Genomic DNA, 25,972 nt, shown 5'->3' on the forward strand with positions numbered 1-25,972 from the left:
TTAGATTTTTTTTAAAAAAATATCAGTAAAAAGCAAAAGTAAGCAAAACGATTAAAACCGTTGCTATACAGTAGTTTATAAAATGGCAGGCTATAATCAGGAAGCGGTGTCCTTTGGATTTTGGGCTTAAAATGACAGGGTTAGGTTACTAAATCATTACCTGTTTTGATTGAATATAATAATCGCAAGTGATTATATTTCAGCTATTTGCGTTCTTTTTCATATTCTCTTGTAACTCACTAAAAATTAATTTTAAACATTAAAATTTTGAGTTATGGAGCGAGCGAAAAGGTCCACTTTCAAGTTGTTATTCTACTTGAAGAAAAACGAACCTAAAAAGAACGGAAATGTGCCTGTTATGGGACGCATCACCATTGATGGAATTCCCAAAACCTTTGGGGCAAAACTGGAAATTAACCCTAATAGTTGGGATTTAAAACACGGTCGTGTTTTGGGCAAAAGTGCTCAGGCTTTAAGCATCAACCAAAAGCTGGACAAAATTCGGGTGCGTATCAACAAGATTTACGAGGATATGCTGAAAGATGAGGGTTTTGCTACTGCACAGAAAGTAAAACTTGCATTTCTCGGTGTCGGCGTTATGGATGATGCCATACTGAAAGTTTTTAGGGAACAAAATGAAGACTTTGAAAAGATGGTCGCTAAGGGAAAACGTTCTCAAAGCACATATAGCAAGTACAACACTGTTTACAACCACCTTAGCGAATTTATAAGGGAGCGTTACCATCGGGACGATATGGCTTTCCGGGAACTCACTTCTGATTTTATCCGTGAGTTTGATTTCTTTCTTCGCATTGACAAGGAATGTACCCATAATACGGTTTGGGTTTACACAATGCCGGTTATTGCGTTGGCAGACCTGGCTATCAAAAAAGGACTGATACGTCAAAACCCGTTTGAGGATTACGAAATCAGTATGGAAGAAACCGACCGCAGCTACCTTTTAAAAGAGGGTGTGGAGAAGTTAATGTTTCTGAAGCCATCCAAGTCCAGATATGAACTCGTAAAAGACCTCTTTATTTTCAGTTGCTTTACCGGACTTTCTTACATCGACATCAAAAAACTGAAATGGAGTAATATCCAGTCGTTCTTTGACGGACACCAATGGATAATCAGCAGGAGGAAGAAGTCAGATGTTGCTTCCAACGTTCGTCTTTTGGAAATCCCTAAACGCATCATTGAGAAATATCGTGGAGTTACAAGAAATGATTTTATATTCCCAATGCCATCCAACGCAACTTGCAATACGCATATAGGTAAACTTATTGAGGAAGCGGGCATTGTTACAGAACAGAAAGTTACATTCCACACTGCCCGTCACACATTCGCCACAATGTTTTTGACCGAGGGTGTTCCGCTTGAAAGCCTTAGTAAAATGATGGGACATAAGAATATTTCCACTACACAGATTTATGCTAAGATTACCAGCCAAAAAATCAGTAAGGATATGGATTTGGTTTCGCCTAAATTTAAGGCAATGGAAGATGCTTTTATTATTAAAATGGAACAGGAAGAAATAGTATTATTGAATGAACATACAAACGCAGATGAAATTTGCGATACAGAGGAAATTATGGCTTAAAAATTAGTGTATCCTTTACTTGTCTAATTGAAGCAGAACTTAACGGTTCTGCTTTTTTTATGTCCTTACTTTTCCATTATTCCAATCTCTGTTTCAGGCTATCATAGCCTGGTCATTAATGCCATAAGAATTAAAACAGAATATTTCCACAATCAACCGGTAAAAAGGCAGCTAAGTTATAGCGGGCTGCCACCGCACCTCCCCAACCAAAAGACTACGGCATAATGGCAAGGCAAAATGATGGCTTCGCCGAGTTGTAGTGTGTTGCCTTGCCACCCTCCGGGACTTATTCCGTTTCCTTTTGGTTTTCCGCTTAGCCCGCTTGGATTATCTGCTTTCTTTTTTCCGGTTTTTCTTTTGGAAAAAATTATGCGAAGCGAAGCGGAGCAAACCGCAACAGGAAGCAGGAAACGAGAAAAGCGAACGTAACAAAATGTAAAACTTTTAAAACAGTACGATTATGAACATCACAGGAAGACTGACAAGGGATGCGGAAGTACGCACAACGTCAAACGGCAAACAGGTAGTAAACTTTTCAGTAGCGGTAAACGACAGCTACAAAACCAAACAGGGCGAGCGAGTGGAGCAAACCGCCTATTTCGACTGCTCATATTGGAGAACCCCGAACGCAGTTAAGATACTCACTAAAGGTCTATTGGTAGAACTGACTGGCAGGGTAAGCACAAGAGCCTGGATAGGGAAAGACGGAGAAGCAAAGGCAGGTTTAAACTTCCATACCTCAGACTTCAAACCGCTTGCAGGAGGCAGGAGAGCCGAAACCGTACAGGCTACTGCACAATCTGAAAGCAACGGATTTACAACAGAGGGAACAGAAGACGACCTACCATTCTAAAACAACAATTCAATCAATTTTTTAACATCAAAATTTTATCAAAATGGCACATAATATCAATTTCAATGAGAAAACAGGAAAGTACAGTTTCTTTTCAGTAGAGCAAAAAGCGTGGCACGGTTTGGGGCAAATCGTAGAGCAATACCCAACAAGCGAGGAAGCAATCAAACACGCAGGGTTAGATTACGAGGTAGTGAAATCCCCACTATTTACCAAAGGTTCGGGTATTATCGAAACCGCCAACGGCATAGAGATAGGCAGTAACGAATTAGCAGTACCTAACTATTTCGCCAACATACGCACCGATAACAATGCTGTACTGGGCGTAGTGGGTAAAGATTACCATATCGTACAAAATCGTGAAGCCTTTAATTTCTTTGATGCTATCGTAGGTGGTGGCGAGGGTATTCTATACGAAACCGCAGGGGCATTGGGCAACGGAGAACGCATTTTTATCACAGCAAAATTGCCCGACTATATCCGTGTAGGCAATGGCGATGATGTAACGGAAAAATACATTTTCCTTACCACTTCGCACGATGGTAGCGGAAGTATTACGGCAGCGTTTACACCTATCCGTATCGTTTGCCAAAATACCCTTAACGCTTCATTACGCAGTATGACCAATGTAGTCCGTATTAAGCACACTTCGGGAGCAAAACAACGTATCGAGAACGCTCACAAGATTATGGGATTGGCGAACACATTGAGCGACCAATTACAGGGCATTTTCAACAATTGGACAAAGGTAAGAGCAACAGACAAAGAGGTTAGAAAACTGATACAGTTGGCACTTTGCCCAAATAAGGAAACGCTTGACCTTATCAAAAAAGGTGCGGAAGATGAAATGTCCACAATGTTCAAAAACACCGTTGAGAACGCATTTGCATACGCAATGACAAGCGACACCCAACAAATGGACACGACAAAAGGCACTTTGTTCGGAGCGTACAACGCTGTTACAGGCTACTTCCAAAATGTACGCAGTTACAAGGACAACGAAGCCAAATTACAATCCATTGTATTAGGTGGAACAGCTCAACTCAAATCACAGAAAGCATTTGAATTGTGTACCGCATTTGCTTTGGACGGTGCTGAAATTTTAAACCTTAATTAAATAACAACAGGCTACCGCCTTAATCGGTGGTAGCCTACTAAAAACAAAAATTATGAAAGCGACAACAATAGAGGAAGCAAAAAGTCTGGCGAAAGCCAAGAGCCTTGAAAAGAAGCATAAGGACGAAAGTGTATTTATTATTTACTGCAATCGTACAGAGCATTTCTATATAGATACGGACGGCTTAATACGCCTTTGGGAAAAGTCGCACGGCTACTATGTAAATGGGGTTTACACCGCAGAAGATTAACGCACAACCATTAAAAGCAGATACAATGGAAACGAAAGCAATAGCCACAAAATTTGTCAGCCACGATGTACCCGAATTGACAACGCTGAAAACCTCAAAAGTCTATCAGTTAAGGGAAAAACTGAACAAGGGCGAGAGATTGAGCAGAGCAGAAAAAAATTGGCTTGCAGAAGCCGTAAACCGTAACGCCTTTTTTAACAGAGCAGTTCCCTTAATGGGTTATCGGTTTGGGTTTGAGGATATTTTAAAAACCTATGTAGTGAAGCAGTACGACAGTTGGCACGAATACAACGCCCCCGATAAAACGAGCCTACGCAGTTTCATTTATGGCAGGATTGACAAGATAGCAGAAATCACAAATTAAAAAACCGATAGCAATGTACATCACAGATTTAAACGGTTGCCAAATTGAAGTAACAGACCTTGACGAAGCCATAAGAATAACGGCAGATTACAAGGAATACAGGCACAAGGACAAAGGTTTTTCGGAGTTTGACAAAAGGCAAAAAGCCTATTGGACGGATATGTACGAGAAACTGACAGCAATCAAAGAACAAGTAGCAACACATTAAAATTTAAGAGCAATGAACACAAATTTTTTCAATCAAATACAGCAGTTGGATTTTACAGGAGTATTACAACTGAACATTTCTAAGGGAGTAGAAAATAACCTAATTGTATCGGTTATTCTCAACAATAAACAATGCGGAGATAGTGCCAAAAACCTCATTCCCCCATTGACATTTAACGCCACGCCCCAAGAGTTTGACGAGGGATTTTTTCAGCAGATAACCGCACCTATACAAACCGTTTCGGGTTTAATGGTGGATATGGAAGCCTTTATGAAGCAAATGGAAGCAGTCAAAATGCAATCCGAAATGGAGAAGCAGAAAGCCGAGAAAGCCAAAAAGGAAAAAGAAGCCAAAGACAAGAAATACAAAGACGGTATGGCAAAGGTGGACGAGTTGGAGAAAGAGGGCAAATTCCGTGAAGCGTGGATGAAAGTACCCGACATTACCGAGTTTCCCGAAAAAGCGGACGAGATACGCAAACGCAAATCCACCTTATCCGACAAGTTCGGAACACCGAGCCTTTTCGGAGCAATGGAAGAACCAACAGCGGAACCGCCACAAACGGAAGAAGCTACTGCCGATTATCCCATAGATGAAATAAGCGAAGAAGAAGAATAGTGTTAATCCCAAAAAAGAAAAGTTATGTTATTAGCAACCGTATTACCGAGAGTTTTTATACTCAAAGATAAAGGACAGGACATCACATTGACCGACCCCGAAACACGTTGGAGCGTGGAAGCAGTAATGAATTTTTACGCCAATATGTACCCGATTTTGACAACTGCAAAGGTATCAGCACCGAAGATAAAAGATGATGCAGTCGAATACAGATTTGAAAGCGTAATGGGTACGAAAGGTTAAACCAAAAATCAAAAGCAATGAACTATGCAACGCAACATCATATCGGGAACAATCAGCATACCCGAACAGCAACGACAACAGCGGTTACACAGACAGTTGGGCGAGTTTGCACAATGGATGCAAAGACCAAAGGACGCAGACCAAGTGCAAAAAGACAAACAGAAATCCGTACCGATAGCAATGCTACCAATGGTATTCTAAAGTGTACATTTCTGCCTAAACTGAAAACAGCACAATCTGTACAGGCTTGTCAGAAAACGGAAAGGGATTTTTATAATTCCCTTTCCAATCTTACCGAGCATTACAGCATTGAGCCAATGCAGACCCGAAAGGATTACGGCTATCCCTACAATATGGTATTGGCTATGTGGGATATGGATACCCAAATGAAACGAAGCCTTAGAAATTGGGGCGGTTTTAAATTGATACAGGACAGTAAGAAAACCTTTTTAACGAGTGAGGAAAGATACGACACAGGTACAACGCTCTTTTACATTCCCATTGTTCCACTCTTTGAAATGTTGCACGACAAACAGCGGAAGCACACCGCACATTTACTGACTTCGGTTTGCAGTTATCTGTACCATATTGCTCAAATACCTTATTACAGACAGGAAGACAGCTATTTGTATTGGCTGTATGAAACGCATAAAGATTGGGTAGAACAGGACGATGAAACAGAAGATACCGAAAGTTATAAAAGTGCATTGAGAAAAGCGGAAACCGTGGGCGACAGGATTGAGCAGAAGTTATACAACCGTATCAATCTAACGGTATTTGAACAGCGTTTAAGCCGTTTTAAAAGCCGTGATACATTCGACAAAGAATGTTGGAACGTGGCTTGTAATGCCTTTGCTCTTTACAAGGAATACCCGACAGCAAGTATTTTCCGAAACGCACCAATGCCCGAACAAGACCCCTATAACGATGATTGCGAAAACGAAGTCATCGGAATGGAAAAGTATATTTCCTTTATCGCAGACACCAAAGGTTGGTTGTATGAAAGCGTTAAAGACAGTATCAACAACGAGTTTAACGAGTACGGAGTAATGGAAGAACCGACCATTAGTAAAGTCTTTGACGGAAGTAAAATATCGGTTGGAAACCTTGATTTTGAGAACCGACTGTTTGAAATACTGGACGACCTTTCATACCTATTGAATAACTATAAAACCACAGAATAATGAATAATGCAACCGACATAACAGCAAATTTCGGAACGCTTTATTTTCCTAAGTCAGCATTGGTTTTTTACGAAACCAACAGCACGGAGAAAGAAACCTATGTAGAGCATTTCGATATGGATAAGGACGGCAACCCTATCAATGCCCACCCATTGACCGTAAAAGAAGCTAATGTTTTGGCAAAATGTTTACAGACCGATGAAGAAAAGAACACCACCTTTTTAAAGTCAAAAGGAATTTTGCCTACCAATGTTCTGCATATCAATCCGAGCCTTGATAAAGGCACTGTGCTATGGTACACCAAAACACAGCAAAGGCAACTGTATTTTGTGGACGGTTTGGACATTCCCAACGGAATGGCACAAGTACCTGCAATGCTTTGGTTAGCGAGTAAAAGCAGTCTGACTGTATTTGCTTTGGCAAACGACAGAAGACCCACCGAGAAAACGCCATTGCATTACGTTCCTTTCTTCAATATCTACGAAAAGGGCAATGTATGTATGGGTACTGTTAGTATTGACATTAAAAATTCGGCTTCGGTTGAGGAATTTATACAGGCGTGGGAACATTATTTTTTCAATTCCTATTTCAGCCATTCACTATGCGAGAACCTGACGAAAAAAAACATTGTAAACCTTTGGAAAGACCTTATCGGCACAGATAAACCTTTTCCGAAAGAAGTATTAAAAAAGAATAATAAAACCCTTAAAAATCTATTGTGATGAACACAGCAAAAACAGCAATCCATTTTACAGACAATTATCTGCTCAATCCGACAAACCCAATTTCGGTAAACCTTATCGGAGCAGGTGGCACAGGCTCAAAAGTATTGACTGCTTTAATGGAAATAAACGAGAGCTTGATAGCATTGGGACACGCAGGGTTCCAAGTCCGCCTTTGGGATGATGATGTTATCACAAGTGCCAATTTAGGCAGACAGCGTTTTGCAGAAAGTGAAACAGGATTATACAAATCCGTTGCTTTAATCAATCGTTGCAACCGTTGGGCAGGTACAAATTGGAAAGCCAAAACAGTAAAATTTGAAAAGGATAATTTTGGCAGACCACCCGAAGAAGCAAGGGCAATCATTACCATTACTTGTGTGGATAACGTACAGGCGAGGTTTGGCGTTGCTGAAATTCTGAAAGAACTAAGCTACCGCAGACATTACCAAGATGAGCCAAAATATTGGTTGGATTTTGGCAACAGCCAAGATACAGGGCAAGTGCTACTATCTACTATCGGAGAGATAAAGCAACCCAATTCAGAAAAATACGAAACGGTGGCAAGTCTGCCATTTGTTACCGATGAATTTGGCGAATTGCTGAAGCAATCCGAACAAGAGGATAATACGCCAAGTTGCTCACTTGCCGAAGCGTTGGAACACCAAGATTTGTTTATCAATTCCTCTTTAACTCAAATGGGTTGCTCCTTATTGTGGAACTTATTCCGCAAGGGAATGACCGAATACAAGGGATTTTTTCACAATCTGAAAGATTTCCGCACACACCCGATAAAAGTCGCCTGACCCGAAAAATCGGGCGGCAAAAAGACAGATCCTCCCGATGGTCGGGCAGTCTTTTTGCATCAAATCGGTGCAACCCCTTTGTCAAAATGTACCGCTACACAATTCCCTTTCCTTACATTTTACCAAACAGGTTGCGACATTATTGCGTGGGATATTCATTATCCCATTTTTTGTTTTGAGGGACTTACTTTCTTTCGTGAGTTGGCGAAAAAGAAAGTAACAAAGAAACCTGTTATTGCGGAAACTGTTTATAGTACTCTTTTGCAATTTCGCAAATGCCTGCGCTGAAATATCGCCCACCCTCATATAATACCTTAATTGCTTTTTTGAGTTCTTCGGGGTCTGCGCCTTTCAATATATATCCTTTCGCTCCGCAATTGAGCATCTTTACAACATCCTGTACCCCGTCGTTTACACTAAATGCCAGGATATTCGTTTGCGGATATTTTTCAAGTAATGCTTTAGCGGTTTCAAAGCCATTCATCACTGGCATACTAATATCAACAATCATCACATCGGGAACAACTTCACTCTGTTCCATCTTTTCCAATGCTACTTTGCCGTTTTCTGCTTCAAATATGATTTCAAAAGTATTATCATCCCGCAGAAAATCACAGATACCCTTTCTTAGCAAGTCGTGGTCATCTATAAATGCTGTCTTAATTATTTTTTCTTCGCTCATTTTTATTTCGTTTGGTAAGATTAAAAAAATTGCCGAGAGGTTTAGATAAATCAGGCTTGATATTAACAGAAGATATGCCATCGTCCAATGCAATATCCCGAACCTTAAATGTGTAAAGCCATTTTTTAAAATGACCTATATCATTAGGTTTAAAACGTACGATTTCGCCATTTTTTAAGGATATGATAAAAACATCTATGCAGAGCGAGAATGCTGAAAGTTGGGATGCTGGATGGTCAAAATCGGGGTAAAAAATATGCTCCATAGCCTTAATGTTTTAGGTTGTGGAAGCCGGCACAAAAAAAGAGCGCAGGCAACTACACTTACCGCACATTGAGGTACTGGTATACCCGACAACGAATAAGCGAGCGCCCACGCCTTTGACGTGAGCGTTCTTACTTATCTGTCCCGTTGTCTAAAAATTACCAGTTTTCAATGTGGGACTTAAAGCAAAAACACTTTAAGTATTTTCTATATTTTCTGCAACAAAGATACTAAACTCGTTCCTATATGAAAACATATTGGGACAAAAAAGGTTACAGTCAAACTATTTTATGAGAAATGTAATTTTGCTCCAATGCAGTCATAATATCGGTTTCCTTGTATATTATCTTACCTCCAATTTGTATAAAAGGAAGAACGTTATCATCCCTGTACTGCTGTAAAGTCCGTTTGCTGATGTGTAACAGGCTGCAAACATCTTCTCCTGATAAATATATTTCGCCGTTCATTACAGGGCGGTAATTCTTCAGTATATCTTCAATACGACTTTTTAACTGCGCTATCATCTGCTGCTGCTCGATGATTTCTTCGGCTTCATTTGTCAGTAAATCCATTGTCATTGGTATTGTACGGCTGTCCGGCTTCGAGTAAAGCCTGTACGTCCGAGAGTTTGTAATAATTCTTCCGGTTCAGTTTAGAATAAGGCAGTAAGCCTTTGTCTTTGTAGGTCTGCAAAGTCCGTTTGGTTATGTTCATCATCAAACAAACTTCCTGGTTATCGAGCCACTTTTCTTCTTTGAAAATCGGGGTATATTTCCGCACCGCATTTTCGGTCATTTCCAAAAGTTCCCTTAGCTCATTTTTCATTCCGTCCAATGCGGATTTCTGTATTGCGATAACTTCCATAGTCTGCTCAATTTTTCTGTGGAAGTCGAATTTATAAAGGCTTATTGCAGGGGTGGGAAATGTTGTAGGGTTTGGCTTTGAGAGGCAGCATTTGGCAGTTTACTTTTTGCCTTAAACAAAAAAATCGGATAACTTTTTGGGCTATCCGATTTTTTCAATACCGTCATTACAATTATTATGTTCCTAAAATTTGCTATAAACTTGGGCTTTACTTTTTTCCATATTTTCTGAAAGCGGCAATAAATTGGTAGATTAAAAATCCAACAAGGATTTTATTAAAATAGTCAATAGTCAGAGAAAAACCATTGAGTTCAGTTTTGCTAACCAAAAAGTCTGACCTATGTGTTATGTCCAAAAATGAGAAGTAATAACCAATTAAATTCCAATCAACATCATTGCAATTAAAAATTCTTCCCAAGCTCCATAAATACAAAACATAAAAGAGAACTGAAATCACTATTGTTGAAATAAACGGTTCTTTTATTGATAATCCGTGGTTGTTTGATAGGCTGTTAACTTTTAAGATTAGTCTATCCCAGTACGGCAAATTCTCAACGTTTTTAAGGGCTTCGTTAGATATAGCTTGAAATTTTTGAGCTTCGTAGAAGTTTCCTGATGCTTCAAGTTGCTTTTTAAATTGAACAAAAATTTCATATCGTGTCTTGAAATAATTATTATCCTTTTTATCTGGATAATGAATGTTTTCAATAGTTTGTATTTTGTCAAATCCCTTGTATGTGGTTGGAAAATCACAAGCAGTTAAAGTAGTTTGTCCAAATTTATTTCTGTAAAGAGATACAGTTGAATATTCATCAAATGATACGTTGTCAAACCAAACTTTATCAAGATTGGATTTATGTATCTCTAATTTGGTTTCTTCCGTTTCTTTTCTAAATGGTTTTATATCATAAAAATTACTGCCTAACTGTGCGGAAAAGTTTCTGATATACCAACTATCTATTTTGCAATTTTCAACTAATACTTCTCCGGTTGAATATCCACTTATAGATAATGCTAATAGTTTAGCGTTAATGACTTTTGTTAATTTATGTTCTTTATCCGCAGAATATTGAATATTTAAACTGACTTTGAAATTTTTCTTTTCTGCTTCGTTCAGAAAATAGCCAATTTTATTTTCGATGTTATTAGAATGTGGTCTTTTGTAAAGTCCAATCTTATCCGTTGAATTTTCATTGAAATTGAATACTATTTCTTTACAGTCATAAATATAAAATGACTGCTTTTCCAAGAGTAAATTTTCAAGTGTAGTATTGACCGATTTAAGTAACCTTTTCCATCTGCTGGGAAATATATTTTCTTCGGTATAAGAAACTATGGCTCGCTTTAAATCAAGTAGAAATAATGAATTGTTCAAAAAGCAATTATTAACTGTTACACTTAATAAGTTGCTGTTTTTAATCCGTCCTTGTAGTATTGAACTTCCAAAGAAGATTGAAAGATTTGTTGTAATGATATTTTCAACCGTAATTTCTTTTATATAACAGCTAATAAACTGAATGATTATATCTTTAAACTCAATTGTATCAGTATTCTCAATTTCTAATTTTTTAAAGCGACAGTTAATGAAGCTAAATGTTATTCTTCCATCTTGAAATAACACATTTTCAAAGTCCGATGCTCTAATAACAATTTTGGTATCAGTTGGATAGTCCGTGTTCTCAATTAATGTATAAGGTGTCAGGAAAATTGTGTTCATTTATTATTGTCGTTTTATTTGTTTACAGAAAATCAACCACCACTATCGTGGATTTTGTATTTCTGTGTTCGGGGATGATTTTTCCTTTTTCTCACGGGAATAAACCCATAACGACAATAGCCCGAATATAATCAGTGCATAAGCTACCCATTTGCCGACCTTTTCAATCAATTTAATGAAAACTGAACTTTCATAAGATGAGAAACCCTCTGCTCCCATAGGGCTGCGCCTGTAAAACTTTCTCCGGTTAATCCAATAACGAAGTCCCAAGCCTGCAACCAAGAATATTATCCCTATAACCAATGATGCAACCATATCCTCATATTTTTAATTTCACAAGTATAAATTTAAGAAATATTAATGAGCCAGTAAAATACTCCTAAGCCATACGCTGCAGATAGAAAACGGCTTACCAGGTTGGTAAGCCGTTTTTATGAAATGACATACTACTTTTAATCGCTACTGTTAAACTGAAAACTTATCTGCTTTTCGTTCCCGAAGCTGTCCGAAATCCAAACCTCAAAGGATTGTGATACGGTAGATGTTGAAGTGTAGTACAGACGGAACTGCTCTGTTGGTAATTGGTACAGGTCATTGGGCAGATACGGTGGTTCATCGTAATACTGCAATGTGCCTTGTCCGTCAAATTGAAAGTATCGGAGGAAATACTGCGTGTTGCTGTAATTCCCTGTACGCTGTATGGTTATGCGTATTTCTACCGTCTGCCCGTTGGCAACATCTTTGGGTACTGGCATCACGTTTACCTCGAATGGAAAATCGTTCTGTATTTCGAGTTCATCGTCTTTGCTACAAGATACCAAAGAAACCGAAGCTGTGAGGATTGCCAGCAATACATACATCGGCAGTAATCCCATTCTGAATTTATTGAATATTGCTATCATTTTTTTACGTTTTAAAAGTTAAACCTTAATCCCACACCTGCGGACGGTCGGAACTGTTCTAAGTCTGTACCCCACAAAACCTTTGTGCGTCCTTGCAGGACTAATACAAATCGGTCGGACAGATACGTTTCAAATGTGAGCCGTCCACCAGCTCCGTAGATAAAATTGTCCTCGCTCAGTATCTTCGCTCCGTCATACAACATTGCTTCGCCCCGGTTAATGCTTTCATAACCGACTACGCCTGTTATTCCTAAATTTAGCGTGATGTTCTTACGGGCATCACCCAACAGGAAGAAACTGTAACCGCCCTCGGCAGTATAGGTTTCCTGCGGTATGCGGAGGTCTTTATAGTCGTGGTATTGGTGCTTATATTCCAATGCCCAAAGCTGGTAATTACCATTTTTGCCGTTTACGGTCATTGCTGCACTGATGTAATAATCATTACCAATCTTATCATTGGATAGTATGCCTGCACTTATTTCCAATCCTTTCTGTTTTGGGAGCATTCTTTGTGCCTGTGTAACCGTGATGGCCATCAAGATGAGCATCACGGTATATATATACTTTTTCATATAGTTACTTTAAAAGGTTATTAAAATTTCAGGTGCATATCGTTAATCAAATGAGCCTTGATTAAATCGGAGTTTTCAACCTGAAGCGTTTGATGCCTGCCACCGTTTTTCTCGAAAATCTCAATCAACAGCACCTTGTCATCGGCAATGGTAAATTGGTCTAACAGGAACACGTTTTGTTCGATTGTTTTTCCGGCAATGTCGTCCAATGGTTTGTAAGTCCTAAGCGGTATCATCGGGCGTTCCTGTACTACGGTACGTTTGGCTACCTTTTTATCCACTACCTTGAAATTCACAAAATCAATCTGAAATGGCACATTGGTACGGTTTCTCAATTCTGTATGGAAATAGTATTTGCCGTTGTGGATGTAAATGCCTTTGAGGATAAACTGAATACCGAAACTCTTAGCCCCGATATGCTTTACAATACGTTTGTCTTTCTTGTAAATCGTTTCCAAAAGCAAATCTGCCAATGACGGCGAATTGTTGCCCAATTCTTCAAAAAGCACATCGTTACCGTTGGCTTTATCTACTGCCTTTTGCATCGTGAGCAGGTCATAGCTCATTGCCTCCGGATAGGAACTGTAATACACATTGAAGCTGTAAAAACGCCCGTCATTGGTAATGACTGAAAAGTTGGTTTCGGGTTCAAAATCCCTTACCGCTGCTTTTACACGCAACACGTTTTCCGCATCTTCCGCTTTCCCTGCAATCAGGTATTCACTACCCAAATCCACATAGCGTATAGCGGTGGGGAAAATCAGATGCGAAGTTTTATCGTAGGTCACTTCCATTTTATACGGTTCTATCTTGCCCAATGCAAGTTTAGTTCTTGCACTATCCTGTGCGTAAGACTGTACGGCAAAGCCGAGTATCAGGGCAAATGCCCAAAAGGTTTTTAAATGATTTTTCATTGTTTTATTTTTGAGTTCAACATTATTTTTTAGATACAAGGAAGACCTGATGCCCCGCTTTTAGGGCAACTTTGGGTGTGCGTACCTTTTTAGCGAAATAGCCCGAAATACCCTGCACCACGCCACGGCTTAAATCAGCAGCAACCTGTTGTCCGGCATTCTGCGTGAGCATTATGCTTGTTCCCGAAGTCTGGCTCATATTGCCCGCCATTTCAGTAAGAGCGTTCATTTCGGGCGAATACGGAACGTACAAACCTTGCTGTCCGTCCAAATCGTAAATAGTAATATCAACCGGAATGATGTTACCCTCCAGTTCTATGGATGTAACTTTTAGTTGTAACCTGCCATTCTGAAATTTAGCGTTAGCTGTTACAATAGTTCCTTTTGGAATGGTACGTTGAGGCGTTTGGGCAGGCTCTAACAATCGCAGCCTTACGCCCGTTTCGCCAATGACCGTTTGGGCATCGTGTACACAGGCTTTAATACTGTTTTTCGGTTGTACCACCTGCTCAACAGAACCAGCAGTATAAAAGCCACGATTTTTGGTTTGGCTCCAATCGGCTGCAAAGGCACTGTCCGTAGGCTCACGATACAAAGCGGAAACGGTGTTCTTTCTTGTAGGCGTGAATGCCACAAAATGCTCCTTTTGAGTTGAACCTGTGGTAGCCGTACCTGCATCCTTAGCAGGTGGGGCTTCTGTTGAATTTGTACCTGTTGGCAGATACTTTGCCGCCATCTGGTAGGATTTCTCCATTAGGGCAAGCTGGTCATCAACGGTTACAGATTTAGGTACATCTTTTTCAGCCAGTTTTTCTTTCAGCTCGTCCAGTTGCTTACGGAGTTCTGTTGTTTCCGAATTGTTATCCTGATAAAATGAACCTAATGTACTTTGTGCATTGCGGTAACTGCTCAATGCAGGATTGCCGTTTCTTCCCGAAATTCTGCCACCGCCATAGCTGTTGCTTTCGTCTTCTTCAGGAAGTTGTTCATCAATCGGTTCTTTTTTGTCTTCGGTATTCCAATAGTCTGAAAGTGTAGTTAAAGCATTACGCTTTTCCTGCTCTTTACGTTCGAGCATTTCCTGCTCATACGCCTTGCCTTTGTCGGCAGGCATTCCTGCTCCGGTAGCCTCTGGTACTGCATCGTTCAATCCGATATTTTCAATTTCCTTTTTATCGGAAGACGGTTTAAATATCAGGTACATAGAACCGAGAAACACGACACCCATCAAAACAAATATGAGTGGCTTTTTGAGTTTTTCGGCTTTGTTCTGTGTACCGTCTTGCAGTACATCAGCGGTTGCTGCCGGGTTCCCCTCCGTTACCCGAACAACCGACTTTTTGTTCTCATTTTCTTTCATAAATCTTATCTTTTAGAATTGTTGATAATGTGTCCTGCAATCTTGCAGGGCTTTCACTTTTTTTAAGGATAGGGTTTTCGATATGCTCGATGACCATATCGTTACCGGACTTTGAGGTATCGTACCATACTTTGCAAATGACACCTGCGGTAAGTAGCAGATAACCCACAAAAAAATAAAGCGTGTATTGGTGCTGCTTGCGCAAGGGCAATGCACGCCAACGCTCGTCCAGCTTGTCAAAGTACCTGTCCATATTTGCTCTTAGTTTTTTCATAACCTTACTATTTCTGTTGTTACAGCTTGAAACGTTTAGGGCTTTTACCTGCTTTTTGCTTCTGTTCATCATTAACCAAAGCGACTGCATCTACCGCTTTAGGTGCGGATATTACAGACAGGTTTGTCAGTTCCGATTTTTTCAGCAGTTGCCCAAAGCAGTCTTTCTTAGAAACCTCCATTCTGTTGAGTGAGAATTTGCCGTTCAGGTATTTTACCCACATACTGCATTCTACACTTGGCTTGTTTTCTCCCGACCATTGCAGGTAGCCTGTCAGCAGCAAATCCTGTTTAGGCAAACTGTCCGTACCTTTTTGGCAGTTTTCGAGGTATTCGCCGATACTTTCTTTCAACTTTCCCGCATACGCACCCTGCGTATGGAAATAGCCATTGTATCCTTTATCGGTTAGGATTTTTGCAAACGTGTTTAAATCTGATAATGCTTCCATAAGATTGTTTTTTAGCGTTCGATAACTTCGATGTCCCTGTTTTCAATCACTGCAAATTTTTCAATATTGAAGCCCTGCGGGTTGTTGTCGGAGCGAACGGAGTTTACGAGATAGCAGGAGGTAATCAGGTTACGCCTGGTTACATTGCTTGACCGGATGATAAATTGTTTGGCATAGGTGCGCACTGCATACGGGTAGTTGTCGAAATTGCACACGACACTATCCACCTCTATGCGTTGCTGCACGTTCCCCGAAATGATACGGCTGTAATAACCTTTTTCCGACAAGTCTTTGTAGTAATCAAAAGCACTTTTGTCGGCAAGGTTGAACGCCCTGCTCATATTGCTTTCAATAGCATTTTTGTCGGGTGCAAGCGTGAAAAAAAGCTCGTGAAAACGTCTTACGTGTTCCCTTGCTTCTACGGGTCTGTTGATGCTCGCATCTTGCGATAAGGCAAGCATCAGGGATTTGCCATTATCCAATACATAGATTTTCTGGCGTTGTTCTTCTGCAAAGCGGTAGGACTGCCATACAGCATATCCTACCACGCCAATGCAGAGAACGGCAAACACAATGGCATACAAACGTATCTGCCGAAAGCTGTTTTCTATATTTCTTAGCGTTTTAAATTCCATTTCTTTAATGATTAATTGTTTTATTTATTCATCAGCCTGCCGCCAATATTTCCAACGGTTGAACCTGCCCCGGCTCCGGCGATGTTTCCGGTTTTCATTGCAGCTTGGTTTACATTGCGGGTAAAGTTTCCTGCGCCTCCGGCTTGGATTACCCAGCCAGTAACAGTTGGTATAGTGAAGTATCCGATAATGCCGATAATCATAAAAATGATGTACACCGTATTGGAAGTATCAGGTATAAAGGTTGGGTCTGACAACATTGCTATGTCCCTTTCAATAATCAGGGATTGTATTCTTGCCAGCATTGAACTGAACAAATCTGAAACAGGAAGCCAGAGGTAAACACTGACGTACCTCGTGAGCCATTGCGTGAGCGTACTCTGAAAGCCGTCCCACACGGAAATAGCAAAGGCTATTGGTCCGAGTATGGAGAGGACTATCAGGAAAAACGTTCGTATGGTATCAATGACCAAAGCAGCCGCCTGAAAAAGTATTTCCAGCAAATTGCGAAACCAATCCTTTATGGCTTTCTCTATCTTGTAGGCTTGCCTGTCCATATACATTCCCGCCATTGTACCAATGTCGGATGGCGACCAGCCCAATTCGTCCAGTTTTTTATCAAACTCTTCGTCTGATACCATATAGGCGGTTTCGGGATTTCGTACCATTGCCTCGTATTCCAACTGGTCTTTCTGCTGTTGGAGCTTATTCAGGTCAAGCACCTGGTCTTCGAGTATGGCGTGGGTTCCGGTTACTACCGGGCTTAGTACCGCATTGATGGTTCCCAAAACAATAGTTGGGAAGAACATTATACAAAGCCCCAAAGCGAACGGGCGCAGCAAAGGGAACATATCAATAGGTTCGGCACGGCTTAAAGCCTGCCAAACCTTTAATGCCACATAGAACAATGCACCTAATCCCGCCAAACCTTTAGCCACTGCCGCCATATCGCCTGCAAGTGGCATCATATCGTCGTAGAGCGAACGCAGAAGTTCGTGAAGATTATCCCATTCCATAGTTTACCAGTATTTTTGGTTAGCAGTTCCATAGAGTTCAAGCACTCTTTTGGCATCGTTTTTCTTTTTCGCTCTTAGGTAGCTGACAGAAATATTCTTATTGGTATAATAGCGAACAAGGCTGTGGTAATCCTTAACTTCTTTGTACACACGGTCAATAATCTCCATACGCTCTTTGTCATTCAGGGAAAGACTTGATGACGTTATTATCTGCTTCAATTCTTTCAGCAGCTCCGTACTTTCATTCAGCAATGCCGAATAGCCGTTGCCAATTGCTACCAATTCCTGTGGTTTGAAATTGGGGTCATTCATCATCTTACCAAAATTGGTAACGTACATTTCCGATACATCTCCAACGAGCAATACGGTTTGCTGCACCTTACGGGCATCTTTCACAAGATTATTTACTGCCTGCAACTTGTCATAATATTCTTTGCCTTGTTTATATACCTTTTCCACTTCCTTGAAATTTTTGATAACATTGGATACCGTAGATGAGGTCTGTACGATTTCGTTCGCAGAGTTGAGAATACCTGAAGCCAGGTTTGTAGGGTCTGTAACTACCCATTGGGCTTTTGCTGACGGTGCTACGGCGAGCATTAGTGCCGTACACACCAGATACAATACTTTTTTCATTGTTTCTGAATTTTAAAATGTTAATGACTATTGATTTGATTTATCACGCCGTTGCATTGCGATATGCTTAATGGCGAGTTCTACATTACCGTCCAGTTCCGCAGCAAGCTGCATCACTTCCATTTTCTCGGTTTCTTCGGTCGTGTAGGCGAGATATTCCTCCAAACTAACTTCGGTGGCATAGACTGCCGAATGCGTACCACCTAAGCCAATCCAAACCTCTTTGTACAATCGGCTTGCATCGTTGTTCATATTGATAGAAAGTACCTGCCCTTTCTCTTTGTCGGTAAGCCCTAACATCGCCTGTATATCATCGAACTTATTCATATACTTGCGTTGGTCTAAGAGGATTTTACAGTCGGAGTTATTGATGATACTTTCTTTCACTATGGGCGACTGGATAATATCATCGACTTCTTGTGTCACGACAATCGCTTCTCCGAAGAATTTGCGAACGGTTTTAAATAAATATTTTATGTATTCCGCCATTCCCTCTTTGGCAATCGCTTTCCAAGCCTCTTCAATTAAGATGAGTTTGCGAATACCTTTCAGTCGGCGCATCTTGTTAATGAAAACCTCCATAATGATGATGGTCACTATGGGAAAGAGGATTTTGTGGTCTTTAATCGCATCAATTTCAAACACGATAAAGCGTTTGGAAAGCAGGTCTAACTGCTTATCGGAGTTCAGCAGGTAATCGTATTCTCCGCCTTTGTAATAGGGTTCGAGAACGTTGAGAAAATTCGCTATGTCAAAGTCTTTTTCCCTTACCTGTTTTTCTTCGAGTACCTTGCGGTAATCGCCCTGCACATATTCATAGAAGCCGTTGAATGACGGGTAAATATCTGCCTGTTTAATACGTTCGATATATCCTGATACGGCATTGGAAAGAGCGACCTCTTCCGAACGGGTCGGCGGTTCATCATCACGTTTCCATAAGGTCAGTATCAAGGTCTTGATACTTTCCCGCTTCTCAATATCAAATACACCGTCATCAGTATAGAATGGGTTAAAGGCAATCGGGTTGTCTTCGGTATAAGTAAAATAAACACCGTCTTCGCCTTTGGTTTTCCCTTTGATGAGTTCGCACAAACCTTGATAGGAATTTCCTGTATCTACCAGCAATACGTGTGCGCCTTGTTCGTAATACTGCCTTACCATATGGTTTGTGAAGAACGATTTTCCACTTCCCGATGGACCAAGTATAAACTTGTTCCGGTTCGTTATAATCCCACGCTTCATTGGCAGGTCTGAAATATCCAAATGAATAGGTTTTCCTGTAAGCCTGTCAGCCATCTTGATACCGAACGGCGAGGGCGAATTGTGGTAGTTGGTTTCTTCGGTAAAGAAGCACAAGGCAGGTTCGATAAAAGTGTAAAAACTTTCCTCACTCGGAAAATCGCCCGCATTGCCGGGCATTCCTGCCCAGTACAAAGTGGCTACATCCGTTGTGTTATGCCGTGGCTTGCATTCCATCAGTGCCAACGCACTACCGCAATCATTCTTTAGCTGTTTCAGTTCCGCAGGGTCTTCCGACCACGCCATAATGTTGAAGTGCGCACGGATAGAAGACAGCCCGAAGCTGTGGGCTTCGTTCAGGTACTTTTCTATCCACTCTTTGTTGATTTGGTTAGCCCTGCTATACCTTGCCAGCGAGTGCATATTCCTTGCGGACTTCTCAAACTTTTGCAGGTTGTCTTCGCTGTTATCCAAAAACAAATATTGGTTGTAGATATGGTTGCAGCTTAACAACAAGCCAACAGGTGCGGCGAACGACAGACGGCAGTCGCTCCGGTCGGTAGATAGCTTTTCAAAACGGGTATCTGCCGATACCGTTCCGGGCAAATCGTCCGTATCAGACAAGGTGTGCAGGCTCAACCTTTTGTTCCCGATACGCACTTCTTCTGTTCCGAGTGCGATGTCCTGCATCGGTGTTCCGGCTTCTCTCGATAGTGTTAGGTACTGTTCCAGTATTCCCTGCTTTTCTTCCGTTCCGATGATGTCGTCTTCGGTAAGGCGTAGCAGGGTTATAAAACCGCTATCGTTCACGATACGCTCAAACTGCCCCACCGCTTCCATAAAGCGGTGTATCGTTTCCTTGTTCCTAATTTCCTTTGGTATCAGCGAACCTTTGCAAAGCGAACTGAAGTTGCTTTGCATACGCATTCTCTCCTTAGAGGTCTTAGTAAGGAATAGGTAACAATAATGATTTAGGAACGGTCGCTCATTAAAATGGCGTTGGTATGACTTTGCCAAAAAACTTTGGTTTTCCTCTGCCAAATCAGGTGTATAGCTTTCTTTGATGTACCAATCCTGTTTATGGATTACCGTAAAATCAGGCAATGTCTTGATAGCCTTGTGCCAAGCGGAATGTATGGCTTCATATTCGGCAGAAGCTACTGTAAACAGTTCCGGCAACCGTACTTCAAAGCAGGCGGTAATGTCTGCATCTTTGGAAAGGATGCAATTGTTCTCTACTGCCAACAAAGGAAATTTGTTTTCCAGCGTTGTGGTCTTTGCTACATTTCTCATACGGCATTCTGTTTAGGAGTGAATTTCAGATAGCGGTGTATAGGCTTGCGGCAGATGATGTAGCGGGGATGCCTTTTATTGGCAGCAATCTTCATCAATCCGTGTTCGCCATACTTCCTGTTGAGTGAAAAGGTTTGCCACACAATGAGCGAAGCACCGCCGGCTCCGAGGAATAGGCAGATGTAAGAGTTTACGCCTGCCATATACAGTATCATCACGAAGATGAGCGTACCGAGTAGTCCGCCAGCGAAAATGAAAAGGTACTGTGCTTTCAAACCTTTAAATTCCACCGTTCTTCCGATGCCTTTGTTTATGTTGTAACTGTTCATAAAACAAAGGATTAAAGGAAGAATGAACGCAGAATGGTAGCTGCTACGATTAAGAAAATACACGCTCCGAACCAGCTTGCAGCAGTCTTCGATGTATCGGGGTCGCCCGAACTGAATTTGTTGTACACCTTAACACCCCCTATTAAGCCCACGACCGCACCGATGGCGTAAATTAATTGGGTTGCGGGGTCGAAATAGGACGTTACCATTTGGGTAGCCTCGTTGATACCTGCCGAGCCGTTTCCCTGTGCGAACGCACCAATTCCTGACAGCATAGCCACGGCTGCCAGCAATACTTTTTTTCTTTGTTTTTCCATAATTGAAACACATTAATTTGTTATTGTTATCCCGCACCTTGCGGACTTCGGGACAAAGGTGTTATGGAAATTGAGGCGGTCTAACAAAGTGGCAGTCAAAGGAAGTATTTGGCTGTGAGTGGCATAATGGAAAGTTGAAAGCCGTATTTATTAAACTATTTTTTCTTAAATTTGAACTATTTAGACAAGTCTTAAAAATTCAAAATGGCATTTGGGAAACGCATAAAAGAATTGAGAGAAAGCAAGGGTTTGTTTCTTAGAGAAGTTGGAGCAGCTTTGGAGTTGGATAATGCTTTTATAAGTAAGGTAGAGAATGAGGAAAGGTTGTTACCGAGAAAACATTTAGAAAAGCTTGCAGAATTTTTGAATGTTCCTATCAACGAATTATTGGTTTTGTGGCTTTCTGATAAAATGATTGAGTTATTGCAAAACGAGCCATTAGCCGAACAAGCCTTAAAAATGACACAAAAAAGGTTGAAGCAGGAGGTAAGAAAAACTAATTAAATATGATAACCAGCTATTATGAAGATAATAAAAATTGAAGTTGAGAATTTTCGTTTGTTGAAGAATTTTTCAATGGACTTGGAAAAAGACCTTTCCTTAGTTATTGGAAAAAATAATACAGGAAAAACCTCTATTCTTTCTGTTCTTGATAAGTTTTTAAATGAGAAAAGTAAATTTTCTTATGATGACTTGAATATAGATTTTAAAAACGAATTAGATGGTCTTATAAAATCTACTGATGTTCCTGACGAATTTCTGCCCAAGGGTATTAAACTGAAAATTTATATTGAGTATAACGAGGCTGACGATTTATCAAATGTTAGTAGAGTATTGATGGATTTAGACCCTGACAACAATAAAATAGTATTAGGATTTGAATATACAGTTACCTATACTGATTTTCTGAAAATTAGAACAGATTATGCTGCTTTTGCCGCAAGTGAAAAGGCTAAGGTAGATGGGGAAAAGAAAAACAAGCCCAGAGAATTAAAAGAATTTCTAAAGCAGGAATTAGATAGTTATTTCCATACTCATAAGATGTCTTTTGAGTATGATATGGCTGCTAATACAGTCAATGATGCTAACTTCATAGACCTTGAAAGTGAAGGAATTAGCATTAAGGATATAATTGGTTTCAAATACATTAGTGCAAGGCGCGATGTAACCAATAAAGAAAAAGAAAACACATTATCTAAACAAACATCCAGTCTTTATAAAAAGAAAGAAGATAATAGCGACAAAAACCAAGCTACTGAAAACTTTAAAGACCAACTTTCAGAAACCGATAGCACATTAAGTGATATATACAAAGACCTGTTCAGCGATGTAATAAAGAAAGTACAAGATTTTGGAGGAATAAAACTGAATGATACGGACATAGCAATAATTTCAACATTGCAACATAGGGAATTACTTGAAGGAAATACAACCGTAGTATATACCCACGATGACCATAAGCTACCAGAACATTATAATGGCTTAGGTTATATGAACCTTATAAGTATGATTTTTGAAATTGAAATTCTTGTCCAGGATTTCAAAAGGGATAAAGACAAAAAGCCCGCAGATATTAATTTGTTAGTCATTGAAGAACCTGAAGCACATACCCACCCACAAATGCAGTATGTCTTTATTAAAAACATAAAGAAATTACTTGCTGAAGGTATAAAAAGAGATGACGGAATAAATAGACCGCTTCAATACATAATTACAACACATTCATCCCACATTGTTGCAGATAGTGATTTTGATGATATTAAATATTTGAAAGCAGAAGCTAAGAACAATGTAACTGCGAAAAATCTTTCAGATTTGAGAAAGCAATATGATGATGACCCAAATCAATATCAGTTTCTAAAACAATATTTGACTATAAGTAGGGCTGAAATTTTCTTTGCCGATAAAGCGGTTCTAATCGAGGGAGATACAGAAAGAATATTGATACCTACTTTTATGCGAAAAGTTGATTTGGAGGAAGCAACTCGTTTAAAAGCAGAAGGTAAAGACGATACTTTTCTTCCACTATTATCTCAAAATATATCAATCATCGAAGTGGGGGCTTATTCTCAAATCTTCGAAAAGTTTATCGAATTTTTAGGGATAAAATCTCTGATTTTAACGGATATTGATGCTATCAAAGTTGTGAAACAAGATGAGAAAGGACAAGATGTTTGGGGGGCTTGCCCTGTTAATGAAGGTACGAAAACAAGCAATTCTGCAATCAACCATTTTCTGAAAGAAGTTACTTGGGATGATTTAAAGGCACTGCCTGTTGGAAACAGAACAATTCTAATTGGAAGTTCTACACTTTGTATATGTTATCAGCAGGAAGAAGACACCTATCACGCAAGGAGTTTTGAGGATGCTTTTATCCACATAAACCGAGTATTCGTAAACGGCAAGAAAGATGAATTTAAAGGGTTACAAAACAGAAAATTGTTTGATGATGGTGTAAGTAATGCTTATATTTTAGCGGGTTCTTGTATTAAAAAGAAAACTCATTTTGCATTGGATATTTTGTATCACAGCGATAAGGATTTTAGCAATTGGAATATTCCTGCGTATATTAAAAACGGCTTATTATGGTTGAAGCAAGATTAGACTTAGAACCCGAAGTACAGGGGATTTTTCAATCAATTGATGAAGGAAGAAATTTTCTGTTAAGTGGTGGTGCAGGAAGTGGTAAAACTTATTCGTTGGTAAGTGTTATTCGTCAGGTAATAGCTGAAAACCCAACAGTAAAAGTAGCTTGTATGACATATACAAATGCGGCAGTAAAGGAAATCGAAGAAAGAGTAAATCACAAGAACCTAAATGTATCTACAATTCACGACTTCTTATGGGATAATATAAAACACTTTCAAAAGGAGCTTAAAGAGGCTATCATTTCATTAGCAAACAATGAAGATGTTGGTAAAATTTCAATTGATGATGCAAATCCTATTCCTGAAAACTATTTTCATATTTTACCGGACGGAATACAGTATAAAGAATTTGTACGAGTGCGTGAAGGAATAATTTCTCACGATGAATTGCTCATAGTTGCAAACTATCTTTTTGATAAATACCCCAAACTTAGCAGTATTGTAAAGGATAAATACAAGTTCATTTTTATTGATGAATACCAAGATACTAACAAGGCTGTTGTAGATACCTTTCTTGCACATTTTAAGAAAAGCGAAAGAAAAAATATTATTGGTTTCTTTGGCGATGCAATGCAATCAATTTACGAAGATGGTATTGGAAATTTAGATGAATATAAAGGAGATGGTGTAGATACTGTAAATGAAATTCCCAAAAAACAGAATAGAAGAAACCCTCAACTGGTAATTAATTTGGCAAATAAACTTCGGACTGACGGTATTACACAAGAACCTTCTAACGACCCTAATGCACCCAATATGGTTGAAGGCGTAGTAAAGCAAGGTACTGTACTGTTTCTACATTCTAATGATGGCGATATTAACAAGGTTGAAAAATTCTTAGAAGAAAATTATAGCTGGAATTTCAATAATTCAAAAAAAACAAAGGAACTGAACCTTACTCATAATTTGATAGCAGGCAAAGCAGGGTTTAGAACACTTATGGATATTTATGATGATGACCCTGTACTTGGATTGAAATCTGAAATTCTTGAAAAGATAAAATACAATAAGAAGAACAACAGACCCGAAATTGAAATAAGCGAGGACGATACATTTGATGCAGTCGTTGATAGGTTTCAATTAAAAAACAGGCAAAGGCAACTAAAAAAGGATATTTTATTAGCTGACCCTGTAAAAGCGGAATTGTACAACCAATTGAAAGATAGACCATTCTCTGAAGTAAGAAAGATGTACTTGAGCAAAGATGCTCTTATAGACGACAAAAAACAAGATGAGAATGATGAAAGCAAGAAAGGTTCAAAACGAGATAACCTTATAAAGCACTTGTTTAAAATACAAACGAATATTTCTCTTTACCAAAACAAGCGATATAATGAATTTTTAAGAGCAACGGATTACCGTTTTATGGTAGTAAGTATTGCGAAGAAAAGAGAGCTTAAAGAAAACATCGAAAGCCTTATAAATGTCGGAGATAAAACTATTGAAGATATAATTACCGAAGCTAACGAACGAGGGATTTGTATAATTGACGATAAGCTCCTTGATTTTAAGGAGAAAAAAGAGTATTTGTATAATCGTGTAAAAGAAGTAAAGTTTAGTGAGTTTCAAAAACTTTATGAATATTTAGAAGGACAAACACCTTTTTCGACACAACATAAAACAAAAGGTGCTGAATTTGATAATGTTTTGGTTGTTCTTGACAATGGAGGTTGGAACAATTATAATTTTGGAAATCTTTTTTTAGAAACAGGTTCAGCAACGGTATTAGACAGAACACAAAAAATATTTTATGTCTGCTGCACAAGGGCTAAGGAGAATTTAGCAGTTTTCTTTCACAATCCTGATGCAGACGTAATAGCGAAAGCCAAAGAATGGTTTGGAGAGGACAATGTAATTGATATTAGTTAACCTCATTCTTAAAACAATAGGGAGTTTG

General features: G+C 39.6%; 31 protein-coding genes. 14 read left to right on the forward strand and 17 right to left on the reverse strand.

The genetic code is table 11. The annotated features are described in order from the left end of the window. The first annotated feature begins 274 nt into the window (after nucleotides 1–274). The 11 genes from ACUXZJ_RS15485 (at nucleotide 275) to ACUXZJ_RS15535 (ending at nucleotide 7,965) form a co-directional block, all read left to right on the forward strand. Nucleotides 275–1,600 carry a site-specific integrase gene (locus ACUXZJ_RS15485; RefSeq protein ID WP_195157419.1) on the forward strand — a complete coding sequence of 442 codons (1,326 nt, stop codon included), beginning with the start codon at nucleotides 275–277 and terminating at the stop codon, nucleotides 1,598–1,600. Between the two features lie 460 nt (nucleotides 1,601–2,060). Further along, nucleotides 2,061–2,453: a single-stranded DNA-binding protein gene (locus ACUXZJ_RS15490; protein WP_195157420.1), complete on the forward strand. Its 393-nt coding sequence runs from the start codon at nucleotides 2,061–2,063 to the stop codon at nucleotides 2,451–2,453. 43 nt (nucleotides 2,454–2,496) lie between these two features. Next, the gene (locus tag ACUXZJ_RS15495; RefSeq protein ID WP_195157421.1) at nucleotides 2,497–3,570 is read left to right on the forward strand and encodes a DUF932 domain-containing protein; all 1,074 of its coding nucleotides are present in this window, start codon (nucleotides 2,497–2,499) and stop codon (nucleotides 3,568–3,570) included. A gap of 52 nt (nucleotides 3,571–3,622) precedes the next feature. Next, entirely contained in the window at nucleotides 3,623–3,820 is a 198-nt protein-coding gene (locus ACUXZJ_RS15500) for a DNA-binding protein (protein ID WP_195157422.1), read from the forward strand. 25 nt (nucleotides 3,821–3,845) lie between these two features. Further along, nucleotides 3,846–4,184, forward strand: a complete 339-nt coding sequence (locus ACUXZJ_RS15505; RefSeq protein ID WP_195157423.1) for a molybdenum ABC transporter ATP-binding protein — start codon at nucleotides 3,846–3,848, stop codon at nucleotides 4,182–4,184. Nucleotides 4,185–4,197: 13 nt separating this feature from the next. Then, a complete protein-coding gene (locus tag ACUXZJ_RS15510; RefSeq protein ID WP_195157424.1) occupies nucleotides 4,198–4,392 on the forward strand; it encodes a hypothetical protein in 195 nt (64 codons plus the stop codon). 12 nt (nucleotides 4,393–4,404) lie between these two features. Continuing rightward, nucleotides 4,405–5,010, forward strand: coding sequence for a PRTRC system protein E (locus ACUXZJ_RS15515; RefSeq protein ID WP_195157425.1), 606 nt, complete (start codon nucleotides 4,405–4,407; stop codon nucleotides 5,008–5,010). Between the two features lie 24 nt (nucleotides 5,011–5,034). Continuing rightward, nucleotides 5,035–5,253, forward strand: a complete 219-nt coding sequence (locus ACUXZJ_RS15520; protein WP_062696096.1) for a PRTRC system protein C — start codon at nucleotides 5,035–5,037, stop codon at nucleotides 5,251–5,253. A gap of 17 nt (nucleotides 5,254–5,270) precedes the next feature. Then, nucleotides 5,271–6,437, forward strand: a complete 1,167-nt coding sequence (locus ACUXZJ_RS15525; RefSeq protein ID WP_195157426.1) for a hypothetical protein — start codon at nucleotides 5,271–5,273, stop codon at nucleotides 6,435–6,437. After that, nucleotides 6,437–7,159 (forward strand): PRTRC system protein B, encoded by a 723-nt coding sequence (locus ACUXZJ_RS15530; RefSeq protein WP_195157427.1) that lies wholly within the window; start codon nucleotides 6,437–6,439, stop codon nucleotides 7,157–7,159. The genes ACUXZJ_RS15525 and ACUXZJ_RS15530 overlap by 1 nt, the downstream gene beginning before the upstream one ends. Further along, nucleotides 7,159–7,965, forward strand: coding sequence for a PRTRC system ThiF family protein (locus tag ACUXZJ_RS15535; RefSeq protein WP_195157428.1), 807 nt, complete (start codon nucleotides 7,159–7,161; stop codon nucleotides 7,963–7,965). The genes ACUXZJ_RS15530 and ACUXZJ_RS15535 overlap by 1 nt, the downstream gene beginning before the upstream one ends. A gap of 232 nt (nucleotides 7,966–8,197) precedes the next feature. On the opposite strand, the gene ACUXZJ_RS15540 is transcribed toward ACUXZJ_RS15535, so the two are convergent. The 17 genes from ACUXZJ_RS15540 to ACUXZJ_RS15620 form a co-directional block, all read right to left on the reverse strand. Beyond that, on the reverse strand, nucleotides 8,198–8,647 hold the full coding sequence (locus tag ACUXZJ_RS15540; protein WP_195157429.1) for a response regulator: 450 nt from the start codon (nucleotides 8,645–8,647) through the stop codon (nucleotides 8,198–8,200). Continuing rightward, nucleotides 8,625–8,912: a hypothetical protein gene (locus ACUXZJ_RS15545; protein ID WP_195157430.1), complete on the reverse strand. Its 288-nt coding sequence runs from the start codon at nucleotides 8,910–8,912 to the stop codon at nucleotides 8,625–8,627. The genes ACUXZJ_RS15540 and ACUXZJ_RS15545 overlap by 23 nt, the downstream gene beginning before the upstream one ends. Nucleotides 8,913–9,189: 277 nt before the next feature. Next, nucleotides 9,190–9,483 (reverse strand): helix-turn-helix domain-containing protein, encoded by a 294-nt coding sequence (locus ACUXZJ_RS15550; protein ID WP_195157431.1) that lies wholly within the window; start codon nucleotides 9,481–9,483, stop codon nucleotides 9,190–9,192. After that, nucleotides 9,464–9,775: a helix-turn-helix domain-containing protein gene (locus ACUXZJ_RS15555; protein WP_195157432.1), complete on the reverse strand. Its 312-nt coding sequence runs from the start codon at nucleotides 9,773–9,775 to the stop codon at nucleotides 9,464–9,466. Before ACUXZJ_RS15555 ends, ACUXZJ_RS15550 begins: the two co-directional genes overlap by 20 nt. A 208-nt stretch (nucleotides 9,776–9,983) precedes the next feature. Continuing rightward, a complete protein-coding gene (locus ACUXZJ_RS15560; protein WP_195157433.1) occupies nucleotides 9,984–11,492 on the reverse strand; it encodes a hypothetical protein in 1,509 nt (502 codons plus the stop codon). Nucleotides 11,493–11,944: 452 nt separating this feature from the next. Continuing rightward, nucleotides 11,945–12,394: a DUF3872 domain-containing protein gene (locus tag ACUXZJ_RS15565; protein WP_195157434.1), complete on the reverse strand. Its 450-nt coding sequence runs from the start codon at nucleotides 12,392–12,394 to the stop codon at nucleotides 11,945–11,947. Between the two features lie 11 nt (nucleotides 12,395–12,405). Then, nucleotides 12,406–12,966: a conjugal transfer protein TraO gene (locus ACUXZJ_RS15570; protein WP_195157435.1), complete on the reverse strand. Its 561-nt coding sequence runs from the start codon at nucleotides 12,964–12,966 to the stop codon at nucleotides 12,406–12,408. Nucleotides 12,967–12,986: 20 nt separating this feature from the next. Next, the gene (gene traN / locus ACUXZJ_RS15575) at nucleotides 12,987–13,880 is read right to left on the reverse strand and encodes a conjugative transposon protein TraN (protein WP_195157436.1); all 894 of its coding nucleotides are present in this window, start codon (nucleotides 13,878–13,880) and stop codon (nucleotides 12,987–12,989) included. Between the two features lie 22 nt (nucleotides 13,881–13,902). Further along, on the reverse strand, nucleotides 13,903–15,240 hold the full coding sequence (traM, locus tag ACUXZJ_RS15580) for a conjugative transposon protein TraM (RefSeq protein ID WP_195157437.1): 1,338 nt from the start codon (nucleotides 15,238–15,240) through the stop codon (nucleotides 13,903–13,905). Further along, entirely contained in the window at nucleotides 15,227–15,514 is a 288-nt protein-coding gene (locus tag ACUXZJ_RS15585) for a nitrogen regulatory IIA protein (protein ID WP_195157438.1), read from the reverse strand. Before ACUXZJ_RS15585 ends, traM begins: the two co-directional genes overlap by 14 nt. 19 nt (nucleotides 15,515–15,533) lie before the next feature. Further along, entirely contained in the window at nucleotides 15,534–15,962 is a 429-nt protein-coding gene (locus tag ACUXZJ_RS15590; protein ID WP_195157439.1) for a hypothetical protein, read from the reverse strand. An 11-nt stretch (nucleotides 15,963–15,973) separates the two neighbouring features. Next, nucleotides 15,974–16,597: a conjugative transposon protein TraK gene (traK, locus tag ACUXZJ_RS15595; protein ID WP_195157440.1), complete on the reverse strand. Its 624-nt coding sequence runs from the start codon at nucleotides 16,595–16,597 to the stop codon at nucleotides 15,974–15,976. Between the two features lie 20 nt (nucleotides 16,598–16,617). Then, nucleotides 16,618–17,613, reverse strand: coding sequence for a conjugative transposon protein TraJ (gene traJ, locus ACUXZJ_RS15600; RefSeq protein ID WP_195157441.1), 996 nt, complete (start codon nucleotides 17,611–17,613; stop codon nucleotides 16,618–16,620). 3 nt (nucleotides 17,614–17,616) lie between these two features. Then, nucleotides 17,617–18,249 (reverse strand): DUF4141 domain-containing protein, encoded by a 633-nt coding sequence (locus tag ACUXZJ_RS15605; RefSeq protein WP_195157442.1) that lies wholly within the window; start codon nucleotides 18,247–18,249, stop codon nucleotides 17,617–17,619. A 27-nt stretch (nucleotides 18,250–18,276) separates the two neighbouring features. Further along, nucleotides 18,277–20,781, reverse strand: a complete 2,505-nt coding sequence (locus ACUXZJ_RS15610) for a TraG family conjugative transposon ATPase (protein WP_195157443.1) — start codon at nucleotides 20,779–20,781, stop codon at nucleotides 18,277–18,279. Beyond that, nucleotides 20,778–21,110 carry a DUF4133 domain-containing protein gene (locus ACUXZJ_RS15615; protein WP_195157444.1) on the reverse strand — a complete coding sequence of 111 codons (333 nt, stop codon included), beginning with the start codon at nucleotides 21,108–21,110 and terminating at the stop codon, nucleotides 20,778–20,780. Before ACUXZJ_RS15615 ends, ACUXZJ_RS15610 begins: the two co-directional genes overlap by 4 nt. An 11-nt stretch (nucleotides 21,111–21,121) precedes the next feature. Beyond that, nucleotides 21,122–21,427 carry a DUF4134 domain-containing protein gene (locus ACUXZJ_RS15620; RefSeq protein ID WP_002979435.1) on the reverse strand — a complete coding sequence of 102 codons (306 nt, stop codon included), beginning with the start codon at nucleotides 21,425–21,427 and terminating at the stop codon, nucleotides 21,122–21,124. 204 nt (nucleotides 21,428–21,631) lie between these two features. On the opposite strand from ACUXZJ_RS15620, the gene ACUXZJ_RS15625 reads away from it, so the two are divergent. The 3 genes from ACUXZJ_RS15625 to ACUXZJ_RS15635 are packed head-to-tail and all read left to right on the forward strand — an operon-like array spanning nucleotide 21,632 to nucleotide 25,944. Then, nucleotides 21,632–21,931, forward strand: coding sequence for a helix-turn-helix domain-containing protein (locus ACUXZJ_RS15625; protein ID WP_195157445.1), 300 nt, complete (start codon nucleotides 21,632–21,634; stop codon nucleotides 21,929–21,931). 18 nt (nucleotides 21,932–21,949) lie between these two features. Next, the gene (locus ACUXZJ_RS15630) at nucleotides 21,950–24,031 is read left to right on the forward strand and encodes an ATP-dependent nuclease (protein WP_195157446.1); all 2,082 of its coding nucleotides are present in this window, start codon (nucleotides 21,950–21,952) and stop codon (nucleotides 24,029–24,031) included. Further along, nucleotides 24,013–25,944, forward strand: coding sequence for a UvrD-helicase domain-containing protein (locus tag ACUXZJ_RS15635; protein WP_195157447.1), 1,932 nt, complete (start codon nucleotides 24,013–24,015; stop codon nucleotides 25,942–25,944). The genes ACUXZJ_RS15630 and ACUXZJ_RS15635 overlap by 19 nt, the downstream gene beginning before the upstream one ends. The last annotated feature ends 28 nt before the right edge of the window (nucleotides 25,945–25,972 follow it).

It is taken from the genome of Flavobacterium sp. TN-1 (assembly GCF_052828645.1).

What these genes read in the sequence shown, in the direction of transcription:
- ACUXZJ_RS15585 (WP_195157438.1), bottom strand. Translation starts at nt 15,514, where the DNA reads ATGAAAAAACTAAGAGCAAATATGGACAGGTACTTTGACAAGCTGGAC.
- ACUXZJ_RS15555 (WP_195157432.1), bottom strand. Translation starts at nt 9,775, where the DNA reads ATGGAAGTTATCGCAATACAGAAATCCGCATTGGACGGAATGAAAAAT.
- ACUXZJ_RS15535 (WP_195157428.1), top strand. Translation starts at nt 7,159, where the DNA reads ATGAACACAGCAAAAACAGCAATCCATTTTACAGACAATTATCTGCTC.
- traN (WP_195157436.1), bottom strand. Translation starts at nt 13,880, where the DNA reads ATGAAAAATCATTTAAAAACCTTTTGGGCATTTGCCCTGATACTCGGC.
- ACUXZJ_RS15540 (WP_195157429.1), bottom strand. Translation starts at nt 8,647, where the DNA reads ATGAGCGAAGAAAAAATAATTAAGACAGCATTTATAGATGACCACGAC.
- ACUXZJ_RS15565 (WP_195157434.1), bottom strand. Translation starts at nt 12,394, where the DNA reads ATGATAGCAATATTCAATAAATTCAGAATGGGATTACTGCCGATGTAT.
- ACUXZJ_RS15550 (WP_195157431.1), bottom strand. Translation starts at nt 9,483, where the DNA reads ATGGATTTACTGACAAATGAAGCCGAAGAAATCATCGAGCAGCAGCAG.
- traJ (WP_195157441.1), bottom strand. Translation starts at nt 17,613, where the DNA reads ATGGAATGGGATAATCTTCACGAACTTCTGCGTTCGCTCTACGACGAT.
- ACUXZJ_RS15590 (WP_195157439.1), bottom strand. Translation starts at nt 15,962, where the DNA reads ATGGAAGCATTATCAGATTTAAACACGTTTGCAAAAATCCTAACCGAT.
- traM (WP_195157437.1), bottom strand. Translation starts at nt 15,240, where the DNA reads ATGAAAGAAAATGAGAACAAAAAGTCGGTTGTTCGGGTAACGGAGGGG.
- ACUXZJ_RS15520 (WP_062696096.1), top strand. Translation starts at nt 5,035, where the DNA reads ATGTTATTAGCAACCGTATTACCGAGAGTTTTTATACTCAAAGATAAA.
- ACUXZJ_RS15610 (WP_195157443.1), bottom strand. Translation starts at nt 20,781, where the DNA reads ATGAGAAATGTAGCAAAGACCACAACGCTGGAAAACAAATTTCCTTTG.
- ACUXZJ_RS15560 (WP_195157433.1), bottom strand. Translation starts at nt 11,492, where the DNA reads ATGAACACAATTTTCCTGACACCTTATACATTAATTGAGAACACGGAC.
- ACUXZJ_RS15570 (WP_195157435.1), bottom strand. Translation starts at nt 12,966, where the DNA reads ATGAAAAAGTATATATATACCGTGATGCTCATCTTGATGGCCATCACG.
- ACUXZJ_RS15510 (WP_195157424.1), top strand. Translation starts at nt 4,198, where the DNA reads ATGTACATCACAGATTTAAACGGTTGCCAAATTGAAGTAACAGACCTT.
- ACUXZJ_RS15490 (WP_195157420.1), top strand. Translation starts at nt 2,061, where the DNA reads ATGAACATCACAGGAAGACTGACAAGGGATGCGGAAGTACGCACAACG.
- ACUXZJ_RS15515 (WP_195157425.1), top strand. Translation starts at nt 4,405, where the DNA reads ATGAACACAAATTTTTTCAATCAAATACAGCAGTTGGATTTTACAGGA.
- ACUXZJ_RS15605 (WP_195157442.1), bottom strand. Translation starts at nt 18,249, where the DNA reads ATGAAAAAAGTATTGTATCTGGTGTGTACGGCACTAATGCTCGCCGTA.
- ACUXZJ_RS15505 (WP_195157423.1), top strand. Translation starts at nt 3,846, where the DNA reads ATGGAAACGAAAGCAATAGCCACAAAATTTGTCAGCCACGATGTACCC.
- ACUXZJ_RS15485 (WP_195157419.1), top strand. Translation starts at nt 275, where the DNA reads ATGGAGCGAGCGAAAAGGTCCACTTTCAAGTTGTTATTCTACTTGAAG.
- ACUXZJ_RS15545 (WP_195157430.1), bottom strand. Translation starts at nt 8,912, where the DNA reads ATGGAGCATATTTTTTACCCCGATTTTGACCATCCAGCATCCCAACTT.
- ACUXZJ_RS15625 (WP_195157445.1), top strand. Translation starts at nt 21,632, where the DNA reads ATGGCATTTGGGAAACGCATAAAAGAATTGAGAGAAAGCAAGGGTTTG.
- ACUXZJ_RS15630 (WP_195157446.1), top strand. Translation starts at nt 21,950, where the DNA reads ATGAAGATAATAAAAATTGAAGTTGAGAATTTTCGTTTGTTGAAGAAT.
- ACUXZJ_RS15620 (WP_002979435.1), bottom strand. Translation starts at nt 21,427, where the DNA reads ATGGAAAAACAAAGAAAAAAAGTATTGCTGGCAGCCGTGGCTATGCTG.
- ACUXZJ_RS15635 (WP_195157447.1), top strand. Translation starts at nt 24,013, where the DNA reads ATGGTTGAAGCAAGATTAGACTTAGAACCCGAAGTACAGGGGATTTTT.
- ACUXZJ_RS15525 (WP_195157426.1), top strand. Translation starts at nt 5,271, where the DNA reads ATGAACTATGCAACGCAACATCATATCGGGAACAATCAGCATACCCGA.
- traK (WP_195157440.1), bottom strand. Translation starts at nt 16,597, where the DNA reads ATGGAATTTAAAACGCTAAGAAATATAGAAAACAGCTTTCGGCAGATA.
- ACUXZJ_RS15500 (WP_195157422.1), top strand. Translation starts at nt 3,623, where the DNA reads ATGAAAGCGACAACAATAGAGGAAGCAAAAAGTCTGGCGAAAGCCAAG.
- ACUXZJ_RS15495 (WP_195157421.1), top strand. Translation starts at nt 2,497, where the DNA reads ATGGCACATAATATCAATTTCAATGAGAAAACAGGAAAGTACAGTTTC.
- ACUXZJ_RS15615 (WP_195157444.1), bottom strand. Translation starts at nt 21,110, where the DNA reads ATGAACAGTTACAACATAAACAAAGGCATCGGAAGAACGGTGGAATTT.
- ACUXZJ_RS15530 (WP_195157427.1), top strand. Translation starts at nt 6,437, where the DNA reads ATGAATAATGCAACCGACATAACAGCAAATTTCGGAACGCTTTATTTT.